Genomic DNA, 15182 nt, shown 5'->3' with positions numbered 1-15182 from the left:
GCTATGCCTCTGCTGGAGGACGCTGATAATGTAAAGGAATACGATGATGTTTGGATGGATTAACTAAAAATTCACCATTTTTCCTAAAAATTAGCTCAACTAGTTTTGCGCCTTCAAATTGACCTTCCACATATTCAAAGTTATTTGGTGAATAGAAGCCGCCTTGTTCTAGCATTGGCCGAATTACTAGCTTAGCTGTTGGTAGAAACTTCTCATCAAATAGATCAACAAAATAGCCATTGTTAGAGGTTACGATAGGTCTTTCATTAAGCCAAATGCCATCACAGCTATTGTTGGTTCGAAAATAGCTAAAACCGATTAACTCGCCTAAGCCTTGGGTATCGACTTCAATGGTTTCAGTGATCCGAATAAAGTTGATATTCACTAGGCTATTACAGAAGTTTCTTACAGGGCGGTTAGTATTTAAGTTTTGAAAATGGACGAAGGTATATGGGGTTTCTAAAATTTTCCCGTCACGAGGTTTTGCCCAACTTTGTTGACTAAGCTCTGCTCCTAGCCACAGACCAAACTCATAAGACTTGCTATTTTTCAGGTGCGTGTAGTCAGTGTAATCATCCCATAAAAAACCTGATTTATTCAGATCAAGGCGACTTAATTTGTACTCTTTACCTAGTTCAATTATTTTTTGGTAATGACCAAAATCAGGATGCTGCTTATAACCACGAATCGGGAATAAAAGGTTGATTACATTGATATTTAAGCTGGCTAGTAATTTGTACAAGTCCTCTACATAGAGCCAGTAATCTTCTTTATAGGCTGCGGCGTAATACATCATGTCATTAATATAATGATCGATGATAAGCACATCACCTTGTTCAATTTCTTCTTTTTTCTCCATAATCATTTTAAGGTGCATAATCACTGGAGTTCGACCAACCGAGAGGTTAATAACCTCATGTTTTTCCTTCAAAGCTGATGCATAGTTTCCACGCATCACTGAGTTAGAAGTACCAATAACAAATATCTTCATCGTAAAATCAGTTGCTGCCTAAAAAGAATGGGAAAACTAACATGATTTTCAATAATTAACGAGATGGTTTAATTACCTTTTTCTAGGGTATAGGTGCTTTTTAAGCTCATTGCCTTCATTTCTCAGCCCTCCTACAATACCGCTCTCACCGTTCAGAGCTTTATTTATGTTCAAAGGCTTCTCCTTAGCGCATCTAAGTGCTGGTTTTGTCGCTGTTTTAGTGGGCTATACCAGTTCAGCCGCCATCATTTTTCAAGCGACCCATACGGTTGGTGCGACGGAGGCTCAAATTGCTTCATGGATGTGGGCGTTAGGTATTGGCATGGCCGTCTCGAGTATTTCGCTCTCACTGTATTATCGGATTCCGCTGTTAACGGCTTGGTCAACACCAGGAGCTGCTTTATTGGTGACGAGTCTTGCAGGTGTTTCACTACCCGAAGCTACGGCTGCTTTCATTCTTTGTGGGATACTGATTACAGTAATTGGTTATGCAGGCTGGTTTGAGCGCTTGATGCATTGGATTCCTGTGCCCTTGGCTTCGGCCATGCTGGCAGGTGTGCTACTGAAATTTGGCTTGAGTGCCTTTGTTTCCTTGCAACAACAACCGTTGTTAGTCGGTTGTATGTTCGTCACTTTTCTATTAATGAAGCGCTTATTACCGCGTTATGCCATCCCACTAACGCTAATAGTAGGCATGTTGGTTGCTTGGTTTAGTGGTTTGATGGATTTGGGGAAGCTTTCCTTAAAATGGGCACAGCCGGTGTTTGTGATGCCAGAAATTCGCTTAGAAGCTTTAATTGGCGTAGGGTTGCCATTATTTATTGTGACGATGGCTTCCCAGAATATTCCGGGAGTCGCGGTGCTTAAAGCTAATGGTTATGCCGCGCCGTTGTCTAAAACCATTGGTTTTACCGGTCTAACCACCATGATTCTTGCCCCTTTCGGTGGCTACGCCTATAACTTAGCGGCGATTACCGCAGCCATTTGTATGGGTGAGGACGTCGATAAGGATAAGTCAAAGCGTTATTTGGCGAGCTTTAGTGCAGGTGTATTTTATCTGCTGGCGGGTTTATTGGGTGCGAGTATTACCAGTTTATTCTTATCCTTCCCCCCAACCTTGATTTTAGCCATTGCGGGTTTTGCCTTGATTAGCACGATTGCTAATAGTTTACAGGTCGCATTGATTGACAGTAGCGAACGTGAAGCAGCGCTTATTGTATTTTTAGTGACTGCATCAGGGATTAGCTTAGTAGGCTTAGGTAGTGCTTTTTGGGGCTTAGTCTTGGGTTTACTCGCACGCTTTTGGTTAGTGCAAAAGCGTGCGGCTTTAATTAGTTAAAAACGGCGGTTAAGCGCTCCAGTGCTTGTTCGATTCGACTGCGGGGCATAGCAAGGTTAAAACGTAAATACGTTTCACCACCGCTACCAAAACTAGCACCGTGGCTTGTTGCAATCCCTGCTTCTTTTTGGACTTTATCAATCACTTGTTGTGGGCTTAAACCGGTCTCGGCAAAGTTGACCCAAGCTAGATAAGTGGCCTCTAAATGCATTGACCTTAAACTTTTAATCTGTTGGATACCCGCATCGAATAAGCGGCGATTGTTATCCAAATATTCCAGCAAACTTTCAAGCCACTCTTCACCCTGAGCATAAGCCGCAGTTGACATCAACACGCCAAAGCGATTCGGTGAACTGCCAGCAGCTAACATCGCTTGGCTGAATTGGCTACGCAGCTCAGGGTTTTCAATAATCGCATTACCGGTTAAACCGCCCGCAATATTGAAGGTTTTGGTCGTGGCAGTGAGCATAATTAAACGTTCACGAATTTGCGGAGTTGCCAAGGACATGGGGCTATGCTTATAGCCTTGAAACACTAAATCGTGATGAATTTCATCAGATACCAATAATAGATCGTGCTTTAAGCAGAAATCTGCCAATTCCTGCAATTCTTGCATTGACCAAACGCGTCCACCCGGATTATGTGGCGAGCACAGAATTACCATTCTTTCATGGCCTTGAAGCTGCTGTTCTAAGGCTGCTAAATCCATTCGATACAAACCACTAGCATCAATTTGTAAGGGGGATTCAATCACTTCGCGTTGATTAGCCTTAATGGTGCGGGCGAAAGCATGGTAAACCGGCGTAAAAAGAATTACGCCATCTTTCACTTGAGTGAAAGCTTGAATACATAAAGCTGTGCCTGCCACTAAGCCATGCACGGTTTTAATCCATTCTGGATCAACTGCCCATTGATGGCGATGTTGCATCCAGTGACAAAGCGCAGTTTTGTAAGCGGATTCATCGCCGAAATAGCCATGCACGCCGTGCTCGATTTCAGCTTGTAAGGCTGCAGTCACTGCAGGTGGTGGGCGGAAATCCATATCAGCCACCCACATCGCAAGGCCAGTGTCTGGCGAAACGCCGTAGAATTGCTGCATTGAATCCCATTTCATACAGTTTGTATGACGGCGATCAATCACTTCATCGAAATTCATAAAAATTTCCTTAAATAGCTAAGGGTATGGGTGCTATATTTAACAATGAAAGTCATATGTTGGGGAGTAAATTGATGTTATTTAGACCTCTATGTTCAAGCGTACTCCTGATAAGCGCACTCACCAATGCCAATGCGGATAGTACCAATATATTTGCGGGCGGTTCAGCCATGTGGTACGCCAATGTACAAGCCCAATCTGCCTTGTTTAATGCTCAGCAACCAGCAAGCACTAACTACTATCCAGATTCCCAAGTAACTTATATAGAAGGAAATCCAGTCAATGAGTATCCCACTTATGTCGAGGATGACAACATTGAAACTGTTGATGTAGAACTTGATGAGCAAGCGTCTTGTGATTGCGATGAGTAGGATTTAGCGAGATGGTTTACCCTGACCCGCGATAAAAGCACCACCGACAATTGCAAGACAAGCAAACAGTACACTTAAAGTGGGTTCAGCTTTGCCCGCTAAAATCAGTATCATCACCGAGATCAAAGGCGCTGCATAAGAGAGCACGCCTAGCAACTGCAAATTACCGTACTTGACACCATAATCCCAAGTGAAAAATGCAATCCCGACGGGCCCTAAGCCCAAACCAATCACGCCTAACCATTCCACCCAATCGGCAGGCCAAACGGTGGTTTCCCAAAGCAGATGGCAGATTAAGCCTAATAGTGCAGTGACACCACAAAACCAGCCGACCGCATCGGTAGGAACTTGTTTAACCAAACGGCTAGCTACCGAATAACTTGACCATAGAAAAGCACAAGCGAGTGCGGCTAAATAGCCGGTTAAATGGTTAGCGCTAAAGCCTGAACTGCCACCACCAATTAAGACCCAACAGCCTACTAAGGCTAAAACAGCACCGATTAAATGAAATTTAGATAACTGCTCGCCGGGTAGCAGCGCAGAAAATAAGACAATCAATAGTGGCCATAAGTAAGAAATTAAGCTTACTTCCACCACGGGTGCATGTGCCATCGCTAAAAAATAAAAAAAGTGATAGCCAAATAAGCCACCTACACCTAACAGCCAAGCTAGCATGGGTTGATGAGTATATTCTAAGCCGCTTTTACCCTGACGTAGCCAATTAACCAACATTAGCAAAAAGGCAAGTGCAAAAGTCATCGCGAGCATTTGGAAGGGGGGGATTTTGCCATGAGTGAGGCTGGTTAAAAGTGCCAAAATTCCCCATAACACAATAGAAATAAAACCGACTGCCGTGGCGCGGTTAACTGAACTCATAAAAAACTCCGATTTAGAGGCGAATGCTTTGTGGATGCTGGATGCGATTATTCGGGTCAAGCTTGCGTTTTAAAGCCTGTAAGCGCGGATAAGAGTCTGCATAATAAGCTTGCGCCCAATTTTTTAAGCCAATATCAGGGTAATTGGCATAGTGCGCTTTAATACCTGCTTGGGTAAATTGTTGCTGCACTTGATTGACGAAGGCTTCGGCGTTGGGGGTATCACGGGAGCGCTGGTAGTAGACTTGAAACTCACCTAAATAGGCATAGTTCCGATGCGGATAAGCGGCACTGGCTGTACTAAATCCATCGCGAATTGCGCCACCTAAAGTATTAATCTGAATAAGATTTTGTTTCAGAGCTGAGGCTTGCATTTGGGTAAATAAATGGGGTAGCACATTCTTAATATCAGCATAACTATTATAGTAACCGGCTGAAATATTCTTAAAATACATCGGTTCAGTTCCACCACGAAAGCGCTGAATACCGCGTAGGAATTCATCTTTCTGTGGGCCCTGTACTGTGGTCGCATCTTTGCCTAGTTGCCGCAAAATAGTTTGTAAGAGCGGTGAGGAGCGTTCAGCTATATCAGTGATCAGAATGGTCAGTTGGGTTGGTCCAAGTACCCATGAGGAATAACAAGTAGTCGGTAAGTTGGGCATTAAGCTAAACCAACGTTCTGCTAAAGCCCCTACCTTATTAGCTGTTAAATTACGATATTTAAAGCGATAGTTAGTGAAGTTGGTTGGAGTAGGGTGCGTCTTAAATTGCAATTCAGTGACAATACCCAAACTACCGTTATTCCCACCTTTACAGGCCCAAAGCAGCTCAGCATTATCTTTGGAGTCTAAGAGTTTACCTTGCCCATCCACCAGTTTCACTCGTGTTAAACTGTCACAGGTTAAACCCAGTTGCCGCGCAAAAAAACCATAGCCACCACCCAAGGTTAAACCCGCCACACCTACACCAGCACAGGAACCCGCTGGAATTAGACGCTTAAACTGGGCGAGATAAGCATACACATCACCGAGTTTTGCACCGGGTTGAGTCGTAAAAGATTGATCAGTAGCGGTATATTTGAAGCTTTTTAATAAAGATAAATCAATCAAAAGGCCATTATTATTTAAGCTATAACCTTCAAAGCAGTGTCCGCCGCTTTTTACGGCCACTGGCAAATTATTCGCAGCGGCGTATTGCATAGCAGTTTGTACGCCTTTATCCGATAAGCACACCGCAATCAGACGCGGCATTAGACCAATGCGCTTATTAAAGATTTGCCGACGCTGTGCGTATTCAGTATCGGTGGGCTTGAGGAAGTAAAGCTGTCCGGCGATTTGCGGCAAATTGCTATCGGCAAATGCCCATTCTACTTGTGAAGCTACGGGAATCGCTAAAGCAGTTAGCAGTGTCTTTAAGGCTTCGCGCCGCGTTAGGCTGGACATGTTTGACTCCTGACTACATAGGCTGTTCAGTGCTTAAATCGGTTTGACGTAATAGGCTTTGCAGAATGTCTTTGTGCTGGATAACGCCCACTACTTTACCGGCCTGAGTGACTAAAAGGGGCTGATCACTTTGCTGGGCGACCTCGACCACATCCTGCATCCAAGTATCGAAATCGACTGTTTGAAGCGCATGATCTTGACCATTTAAGCGCAGGCTAATCGGATGGTTGGCTGCATCAAATTGCAAAATCCAACCACCATCCAGTGTGACTAGCTCTTGATTACGACTAAATTGACTGAGCGGGCGCATCAGTACACCTGCATAAAGTACATGCAGCGGATTAATATTCGCCACAAAGCGGCGCACATATTCATTGGCAGGTTTGAAAATAATATCCCGTGCCGTACCCGCTTGAATAATTCGCCCACTTTCCATAATTACGATTTGATTGCCAAGTTTTAGAGCTTCATTCAGATCGTGGCTGACAAAAATAATGGTGCGCTTAAGCTTTTTTTGTAACTCTAAGAGTTCATCTTGCAAGCGGTCACGAATCAATGGATCAAGAGCTGAGAAGGGTTCATCCATCAAGAGAATATCAGCATCGGTGGCAAAAGCGCGCGCTAAACCCACCCGCTGCTGCATCCCGCCTGATAATTCATTCACTTGCTTCTCTGCCCAATCAGAGAGATTCACCAAGGCTAATTTTTCATTAGCGATACGCTTCACTTCATCTTTGGGCACACCTTTGACGGATAAACCAAAGCCGACGTTTTCGCGTACCGTGCACCAAGGTAACAGACCAAATTGTTGGAAAACCATCGCAATTCGATCACGGCGTAGTTCGCGCAATTTGCTGCTCGAAATTTTCGCCATGTCGACAGTGTTACCTTGGTGTGCAATCAGTAGTTCACCGCGAGTGACTGGATTTAAGCCATTCACACAGCGCAGCAGCGAAGATTTGCCAGAACCGGATAAGCCCATCAGCACACAAATCGTGCCTTCTTCTACGATCAGGCTAGCATCAGCGACACCTAAGACTGAACCAGTTTCAGCCAGAATTTCCTGTCGAGTTTTGCCTTGATCAAGCAGAGCCGCTGCACGCTTTTGGTCTTTACCGAAAATCACATCAACATGTTTGAATTCAACCGCAACCATTTAGTGTGCTCCTGCTGGTTGTTTGGTGGGTTGCTTGAAGATGCGATCCAGCAAAATAGCTAGAATTACAATCGCTAAACCGGCTTCAAAACCTTTCTCAATATTGACGGTATTGAGGGCGCGCACGACGGGTTTTCCTAACCCATCAGCGCCAACTAAAGCTGCAATTACCACCATCGATAGCGAGAGCATAATGCACTGCGTCAAACCCGCCATGATAGTAGGCATCGCGTGTGGTAACTCAATCCGCCACAGCAATTGGTTCTTGGAGCAACCAAAGGATTTACCCGCTTCAATCAAGGTATTCGGCACACTGGAAATCCCAAGCCAAGTCAAACGCACAGGTGCGGCGAGCGCGAAAATAATGGTGGAAATTAGACCGGGTACTACACCTAAACCAAATAAAATCAGGGTGGGAATCAAATAAACGAAAGTTGGAATCGTCTGCATTAAATCTAAAATCGGACGTAAAATAGTGTAAAGCATTGGATGATGCGCCGCTGCAATCCCGAGCGGCACACCAATCAGCATACAGAGCAAGGTGGCGTATAAAACAAGGACTAGGGTCTCTATGGTTTCCTGCCAATAGCCTAAATTGACGATTAGCAGCAAGGACAACACAGCAAAAACCACTAAACCCCAACTACGATGCAACCACCAAGCTAAACCTGCAATACCTGCAATTAAAAGCCATGCGGGTATCCACAGGAGTGCACTGGTTGTGCCGTTGAGGATGGTTTCTAGTACCATCGACATGCTATCGAAAAAGCCAGAAGCATGTTGATTCAGTAAGTCAACACCTTGGCCTAACCATTTGCCAATGGGCAGTTTGTGTTCTGTGAGCCAATCCATAGGAACCTACCTTGCTTAGAGTTCGAGCGCTTTCTTAACCGCTTCGGTCGCATCTTTACCGTCTTTGGTAGTGACTCCTTCTAACCAAGGTTGGATAGCATCAGGATTCTTTTTCAGCCATTCTTTAGCAGCATCATTCGCTTCTTTTTTCTCATCTAAAATCGCCCCCATAATTTGGTTCTCCATTGGCAAAGTGAATTTTAAATTGCTAATGAGCTTGCCAACATTCGGGCATTCGGTGATATAGCCAGCGCGCACATTGGTATAGATTGTCGCGCCTCCTAAATTCGGGCCGAACACCTCATCGCCACCCTCTAAATAAGCTAGCTCAAATTTGGAGTTCATAGGATGTGGTTCCCACCCTAAGAACAGGACACCCTCTTTGCGTTTAATCGCACGCTCAACTTGAGCCAACATGCCTTGCTCGGAAGATTCAACCATCTTGAAAGATTTCAGGCCAAACTTATCGCCATCAATCATGCTTTGGATGAGACGATTACCATCATTGCCCGGCTCAATCCCATACACTTCACCGTTCAAGTCTTCTTTAAATTTGGCAATATCGGCGAAAGTTTTTAAGCCTTTGTCATACAGATATTTAGGCACGGCGAGGGTGTATTTCGCCCCTTCCAAATTAGCACCCAAAGATTCAACAGTTTTGTCATCTAAGTAGGGTTGGATATCAGCTTTCATGGTCGGCATCCAATTGCCAAGAAAAACATCAATATCTTTATTTTTCAGGCTAGCATAGCTAACTGGAACCGAGAGCACTTGGGAGGATGGCTCATAACCCAAAGCAGTGAGTAGGGTTGAAGCGAGAGCAGTGGTCGCGGTAATGTCTGTCCAACCAACATCAGCAAAGCGTATTTTGCTGCAGGATTCGGGTTCAGCAGCTTGGACATTGGCTCCTATTGAAGCTGCAATCATCAAGGCAACTGCACTCAGTTGTTTCAAACGCATATATTCCTCCTAAGTTACGATAGTTGGTCTGCTAATGCAGGATTTTATAAACCTAACATTCTCCTCTAGTGGCAGTTTATACTTGCTAGCATGAAAAGCAATGCAAACCACAGAGCAGGAAAATCTATGTCTTATTCAAATCCTCAAGCCCTTTATATCGGTGGCCACTATCAAAATGCCAGCTCTGGCGAAACCTTTGATTCGATTAATCCAGCAACTGGCCAAGTAATCACCAGCGTCCAGCAGGCTTCGGTGGAGGATGTGGATAAAGCTGTACAATCGGCTGAACAGGGTTTTGCAGAGTGGTCATGCTTAAGTGGAATGGAGCGGGGGCGGATTTTAAACAAAGCAGTCGCATTGTTACGTGCGCGCAATGACGAATTAGCGCTCTTAGAAGTGCAAGATACTGGCAAGCCGCTGCAAGAAGCTATTGCCGTCGATATTGTCACTGGTGCGGACGTGATTGAATACTATGCGGGTCTGGCAGCGAGTATTCAGGGGAGCTATCAAGATTTAGGCAACGGCAAATTCTTTTATACACGCCGCGAACCTTTGGGCGTTTGTGCGGGCATTGGTGCTTGGAATTATCCGATTCAAATTGCCTGCTGGAAATCCGCAGTGGCTTTGGCTTGTGGCAATGCAATGGTGTATAAGCCCTCAGAAGTCACACCCTTATCAACTCTAAAACTTGCTGAAATTTATACGGAAGCAGGCTTGCCGAATGGTGTCTTCAATGTGGTACAGGGTGATTATCGAGTAGGCACGGCTTTAACCCAACATCCCAAAATTGCTAAGGTTTCCTTCACTGGTTCGACCGTCACCGGCCATAAAATTCTCACTAATGCGGCAAGTACGATTAAGGATGTCACCTTAGAGTTGGGTGGTAAGTCACCCTTAATCATTTTCCCCGATGCGAAATTAGACAATGCAGTACATGGTGCGCTATTAGCCAATTTTTATACTCAAGGTGAGGTCTGTACGCATGGTACTCGTGTGTTTGTGCATGAAAATATTTATGACGAGTTTTTAGAAAAAACTGTGGCTATTACTCAACAAATGGTGATTGGTGACCCGACCGATATGCAAACTCAAGTCGGGGCTTTAGTCTCAGCCACGCATTTGCAAAAGGTCTTACATTATATTGACTTGGCTAAACAAGCAGGCGCTCGTCTAGTGTGTGGAGGGAAGCGTGAGACCGCGAATGGTTTGGATAGAGGTTATTTTGTACAGCCGACGATTTTTGCGGACTGCACCGACGAGATGCAGCTCACTCAAGATGAGATCTTTGGCCCAGTGATGTCCGTGCTGAAGTTTAAAGATGAGGATGAGGTGATTCAGCGTGCAAACAAGACTAACTATGGTTTAGCGGCAGGGATTTTCACCATGGATTTATCTCGAGCACATCGAGTGATTGCACAACTACAAGCAGGCATTTGCTGGATTAATACTTATGGCCCATCGCCTGCCGAAATGCCAGTCGGTGGTTACAAGCAATCAGGGATTGGGCGCGAAAATGGCTTAGAAACCATTAAACACTATACTCAAGTAAAGAGTGTATTTGTGGAGCTGGGGGATTTGCCAAGACCTTACTGAAATTATGTTTCCCTTGCAGAAAAAAAGACGCCCTGTCCAATGACAGGGCAAGCGAGGGAGTAAGGTCTATGAAAAACAACGAAAGTACAATGAAAATCTATCTACTTTAAGAACGACCCACAGCAATAAAGCGCTTTTGATCGTCACGTTGAATCAGCATGGCTAGTGGTTTATCCACCGGTGCTTTATCAACAATCGACTTCAATTCTTCAGGTGATTTAATTCCAGTATTATTAACTGAAATAATCACATCGCCAGCTTCAAGGCCAGCACGACTGGCAGGGCTATCGGTACGAACTTCGCGAACCACCACGCCATCCATGCCAAGATTCGCTTCCTTGCGTTCTTCGTCAGTTAAATCTGCAACTGCTAAGCCCAATGCACCCGTACCAGTTGTACCGTTCTGGGCAAGTTCTTGAGTTTCACCAGCATCTTTATCCGCGAGCTTCTCAATCGTTACATTTAGGTTTTTCTCAGCACCCGCCCGCAGTACTTTTAAGGGTACTGTGCTGCCGATACCCGTCGTACCCACTAATAAAGGTAAGTGGTCAGCGGAATTCACTTCAGTATTATTGAAGCCAACAATAATATCGCCGGCCTGCACTCCCGCTTTGTCGGCTGGGCTAGACGGTTGCACACTAGCCACCAACGCACCTTGGGGTTTAGCCATCGAGAAGGAATTCGCCAACTCTTGATCAAGGTTTTGGATTTGCACACCTAACCAACCACGATTCACTACCCCAGCCGTTTTGAGCTGCTCGGTGATGTTCTTGACTAGGTTGACTGGAATTGCAAACGAAATCCCCATATAGCCACCACTACGGCTATAAATCTGCGAGTTCACACCAACCACATTACCGTTTAAATCAAACAACGGACCACCCGAGTTACCCGGATTCACCGCAACATCAGTCTGAATAAAGGGTACATAAGTACCATCTGGCAAACTGCGTGATAAAGCACTAACAATTCCTTGAGTAGCAGAGTGATCTAAGCCAAACGGTGCACCAATGGCCACTACCCATTGACCCACTTCAAGGCCATCTGAGTCACCTAAGCGCACCGTCGGTAAACCGGTCGCCTCGACTTTCAACAAAGCAATATCGCTGTACTTATCCTTACCGATCACTTTGGCAGTCAGTTCACGCTTATCATTTAAGGTGACTTTAATTTTGCTGGCATTATCGACCACATGATTATTGGTGATGATGTAGCCATCTTGCGAAATGATAAAGCCAGAACCCATCGCTTGAGAGTCACGGGGTTGTGGAGTGCCACGAGGCATATTCCGGAAGAATTTCTCTAATTCTTTCGGTAATTCCTGTCCATCGGGTAAGGAGAACATCTCAGTCACAGCATTGCTGGCCGCTTTGTTGTCGATCTCCACTGAAATATGTACTACCGCATCGCGATTGTCTTTAATCAGTTGGGTTAGCTGAGGTAAAGCATCTGCATGTGCAATAGGCATCGTTAATGGAAACGCTAAAGCACCAACCAAAGCACTGGCCGCTAGTACCGAGAGTTTTTTCTTGTTAAACAGTCCAACAGGCAGTAAGTTTGACATTTAGTAAATCCTCAAATGCGTTCAATAGGTGATGATCTTAGCTAGGTCAACCTTACCGTGGATTTTCCAAAAAGTTAAAAAACGGTAACCTAATAAGGTTTATTTTTAATCCATCCAATCACTTTCATAACCACGGTTGAACTGAATACACTCATCCCGAGTTGAAAGAATTTGAATGCGGTCTGGTGCGCCGTTTTCGTCAAAAAAGACCCGACCAATCCCACTACCATTATATAAACGCTGATGTGGATAACGACCGCTATGGTCACTTGGGCGACGTTGTTGAATACGCATATGGCGACGGCGGGTAAACCAATTAAGGGGTGAATAGCTCGCAAATAGCCAGCGATTCAGCCAATCAAAGTTTTTCAATAGTTTTTCTGGGAAGGCATTTTTAATACCCGACGCAGTAATCTGCCAAATATGTGGGGTTTGTTCGTGATGGCGTAAGCGCACATCGTAGACAAAGGAATAATGCACATCACCGGATAGAATCGTGAAATTATGAGGGGTGTGTCGGTGGCGAAAAATATTCAAAATCACATTCGCAGAACCCGGATGCGCCATCCAGTTTTCTGCATCTACCATTAGCGAGCCACCCAACCAAGTGAATATGCGCTGCACCACCTCGATTAGTTTCACACCAAAAATTGGCGCTGCTGAGACTAAAATGACGGCTTTTTCATGAATGAGTTCTTGCTGCAATTCAGTCAGCGTTTCCCAGTCCATTAAACCTGAAGGATCAGCGGCGCTAGTTTCAGAACGCCAACGTTGGGTACGGGTATCGAGTACCACAATTTTGGGTTGAGTAGCTAAGCTATAATGCCAACCCTCCATTTTTAGGAGCTGATCAATCAGCAAATCATGTAAAGCTTCTTTGCCTGTGCGGAACAAGGCTTGTACTGCTTTAATCAAGTGTTCGGGGAAGCGCTCAGGCGCATTACCCCAAGCTTGGCAGAGCAAATAGGCAATTAAACAATTGCCGATAATCCGTCGCGATAGCGGGTGACCATACGCGCTTTCCTCCCAATCACGCGATAAATTCCAGTCATCAGTAATATCATGATCATCAAAGATCATATACGTGGGAATGCTAGCCAGTACTCGCTGAACTTGTGGCAAACCGTTAGCGAAGTGCTTGATAGCAGAGAGTTGTGCCTGATAGCGCTCTAAGGCTTCACCTTCTAATCCCGTTAAATCATCTAAGTCTACGAAAGGCCATAGAGCAGGTGACCAGACTAACAAATACATACCTAGCACTTCAGCTAAAGTGGCTAGATGATTAGCAGCATTTGCTGAAGTAAAAATAGGTTTACGCGCCCCGCGAAAAATTTTCCGTAAACCTTGCCCACCCGGACTCGAGGGTAAGAGTTCAGTACGACGATAATAATGCTTACGCTGACTGTGTAGCTCACGGCTGTGCAGCAATTCAGTTTTATCTAGTGACTCTTCATATAAGCCTAACTGAGCAATGACGGTATGAATTGCATGCAGCATCGGGCCTGCGACATCATCGTTATAGACCTGATCACCGGTCATCATTAGGAGCGAAGGCTGCTCACTCGGATCAGGCAAAGTACGTGCTTCTGCTAGTTGTTGATCAACCACCAATAAGGCATCGCCCCCCCTATAATGTGGCTTGCGACAAGAGCCATGTAGTACCTGTGTGACTCTAGGTTTAAAGGCAAAGCGGGGGCGAATTTCACCTGCATATAGAATTTGTGGCGTGGTGGTGGCTAACCACTGAACTTGATCATCGAGTTGTAAGCCAAGGTCATAGCTAAGCCAAGTGTCCTCTGGTAGGTTCTGAGGAATATTAATCACTAATAAGTTTAAGAAGGCCTGTCTGCCCAAAACGACTGAGCCTGCATGATCAGGACTGAAGTTCGCGGAGGCTAGGAGCGTATCACCCTGATAACAATTGGCTTGAATAGCATAGTTTTGTGAGGTAACCAGCCATAGCACTAGTTGGTGTTTACTGACATGGCGCAAAATTGGCCCAGCTAAAATAGCAGGCAAAGCTTGAGCATTCTGATGGGTAACAACGGCTTCAGTAGTAGTCATGCACGGCAATATTAAGGATGTCAGGGTTGATTGCAAAGTTATAGTAGTTAACGAGTACATTAACAAATGTTCATGGCAAGCATTTTTACAGCTCGTTATGCTTTCTTACTATGAACATATTACTCATTGAAGATGATATCCATACTGCTAGCTTTATCCAGAAAGGCTTAGCTGAAAGCGGTTATATTGTTGATCATGCTGCAGATGGTGAGGATGGACTGCATCTTGCCACGACAGGTCAATATGATGTGTTAATTGTCGATCGTATGTTGCCTAAGCGCGATGGTTTATCAGTCATTCAAACGCTGCGCACTCGCGGGATTACTACACCGGTTCTCATTCTAAGTGCCCTTGGTGAGGTGGACAATCGTGTAGAGGGTTTACGGGCAGGTGGTGATGACTATTTAGTAAAACCTTATGCTTTCAGCGAATTGCTCGCACGTTTACAAGCCTTAGGCCGACGCACTCAACCTTTGCAAGAGCAAACAATTTTACGTTTACTCGATCTGGAAATGGATTTAATGAAGCGTCAAGTCAAACGTGCAGGTACGGTGATTAATTTGCAGCCTCGTGAATTCACGCTACTTGAATATTTGATGCGCCATACAGGGCAGGTAGTGACCCGCACTATGCTTTTAGAGAAGGTGTGGGATTATCATTTTGATCCACAAACCAATGTGATTGACGTACACATTAGCCGCTTACGTGGCAAGATTGACCGCGATTTTGACCCACCTTTACTGCATACCATTCGTGGAGCAGGTTATATGCTCTATGATCCGACGGCTGCTTAATACCACTGTTTTTCGTCTTTCTCTA

General features: G+C 44.9%; 13 protein-coding genes. 4 read left to right on the top strand and 9 right to left on the bottom strand.

Annotated features, from left to right (window positions below; translation table 11 throughout):
• Nucleotide 1: 1 nt before the first annotated feature.
• Complete coding sequence (locus Q0307_RS01965; RefSeq protein WP_298655695.1) at nucleotides 2-991, bottom strand: hypothetical protein; 990 nt, start codon at nucleotides 989-991, stop codon at nucleotides 2-4.
• Nucleotides 992-1157: 166 nt separating this feature from the next.
• On the opposite strand from Q0307_RS01965, the gene Q0307_RS01960 reads away from it, so the two are divergent.
• A complete protein-coding gene (locus Q0307_RS01960) occupies nucleotides 1158-2330 on the top strand; it encodes a benzoate/H(+) symporter BenE family transporter (protein WP_298655691.1) in 1173 nt (390 codons plus the stop codon).
• Here Q0307_RS01960 and Q0307_RS01955 read toward each other — a convergent pair.
• A complete protein-coding gene (locus Q0307_RS01955; protein ID WP_298655688.1) occupies nucleotides 2323-3486 on the bottom strand; it encodes a MalY/PatB family protein in 1164 nt (387 codons plus the stop codon). The genes Q0307_RS01960 and Q0307_RS01955 overlap by 8 nt on opposite strands.
• 74 nt (nucleotides 3487-3560) lie before the next feature.
• Here Q0307_RS01955 and Q0307_RS01950 point away from each other — a divergent pair, with 74 nt between their 5' ends.
• On the top strand, nucleotides 3561-3857 hold the full coding sequence (locus Q0307_RS01950) for a hypothetical protein (RefSeq protein WP_298655685.1): 297 nt from the start codon (nucleotides 3561-3563) through the stop codon (nucleotides 3855-3857).
• Nucleotides 3858-3860: 3 nt separating this feature from the next.
• Here Q0307_RS01950 and Q0307_RS01945 read toward each other — a convergent pair whose 3' ends face one another.
• Genes Q0307_RS01945 through Q0307_RS01925 form a run of 5 tightly spaced genes read right to left on the bottom strand, consistent with a single transcriptional unit; the run spans nucleotide 3861 to nucleotide 9142 of the window.
• Nucleotides 3861-4733, bottom strand: coding sequence for an EamA family transporter (locus tag Q0307_RS01945; protein ID WP_298655683.1), 873 nt, complete (start codon nucleotides 4731-4733; stop codon nucleotides 3861-3863).
• Nucleotides 4734-4746: 13 nt separating this feature from the next.
• Nucleotides 4747-6174, bottom strand: a complete 1428-nt coding sequence (locus Q0307_RS01940) for an FAD-binding oxidoreductase (protein ID WP_298655680.1) — start codon at nucleotides 6172-6174, stop codon at nucleotides 4747-4749.
• A gap of 13 nt (nucleotides 6175-6187) precedes the next feature.
• Complete coding sequence (choV, locus tag Q0307_RS01935; RefSeq protein WP_298655677.1) at nucleotides 6188-7330, bottom strand: choline ABC transporter ATP-binding protein; 1143 nt, start codon at nucleotides 7328-7330, stop codon at nucleotides 6188-6190.
• Nucleotides 7331-8182, bottom strand: a complete 852-nt coding sequence (choW, locus tag Q0307_RS01930; protein ID WP_298655674.1) for a choline ABC transporter permease subunit — start codon at nucleotides 8180-8182, stop codon at nucleotides 7331-7333. It lies immediately after the preceding gene.
• 15 nt (nucleotides 8183-8197) lie between these two features.
• Nucleotides 8198-9142, bottom strand: a complete 945-nt coding sequence (locus Q0307_RS01925) for a choline ABC transporter substrate-binding protein (RefSeq protein WP_298655672.1) — start codon at nucleotides 9140-9142, stop codon at nucleotides 8198-8200.
• 126 nt (nucleotides 9143-9268) lie between these two features.
• On the opposite strand from Q0307_RS01925, the gene betB reads away from it, so the two are divergent.
• The gene (gene betB, locus Q0307_RS01920) at nucleotides 9269-10735 is read left to right on the top strand and encodes a betaine-aldehyde dehydrogenase (protein WP_298655670.1); all 1467 of its coding nucleotides are present in this window, start codon (nucleotides 9269-9271) and stop codon (nucleotides 10733-10735) included.
• Between the two features lie 106 nt (nucleotides 10736-10841).
• On the opposite strand, the gene Q0307_RS01915 is transcribed toward betB, so the two are convergent.
• Complete coding sequence (locus Q0307_RS01915) at nucleotides 10842-12299, bottom strand: DegQ family serine endoprotease (RefSeq protein ID WP_298655667.1); 1458 nt, start codon at nucleotides 12297-12299, stop codon at nucleotides 10842-10844.
• 105 nt (nucleotides 12300-12404) lie between these two features.
• Nucleotides 12405-14363 carry an alkaline phosphatase D family protein gene (locus Q0307_RS01910; protein ID WP_298655664.1) on the bottom strand — a complete coding sequence of 653 codons (1959 nt, stop codon included), beginning with the start codon at nucleotides 14361-14363 and terminating at the stop codon, nucleotides 12405-12407.
• 110 nt (nucleotides 14364-14473) lie between these two features.
• Here Q0307_RS01910 and Q0307_RS01905 point away from each other — a divergent pair, with 110 nt between their 5' ends.
• Nucleotides 14474-15157, top strand: coding sequence for a response regulator transcription factor (locus tag Q0307_RS01905; protein WP_298655661.1), 684 nt, complete (start codon nucleotides 14474-14476; stop codon nucleotides 15155-15157).
• The last annotated feature ends 25 nt before the right edge of the window (nucleotides 15158-15182 follow it).

This window comes from uncultured Thiothrix sp., assembly GCF_937873765.1.
Classification (GTDB): domain Bacteria; phylum Pseudomonadota; class Gammaproteobacteria; order Thiotrichales; family Thiotrichaceae; genus Thiolinea.
The sequence above is the reverse complement of the archived record's forward strand: the minus strand, read 5'-3'. Positions and strand labels throughout refer to the sequence as shown.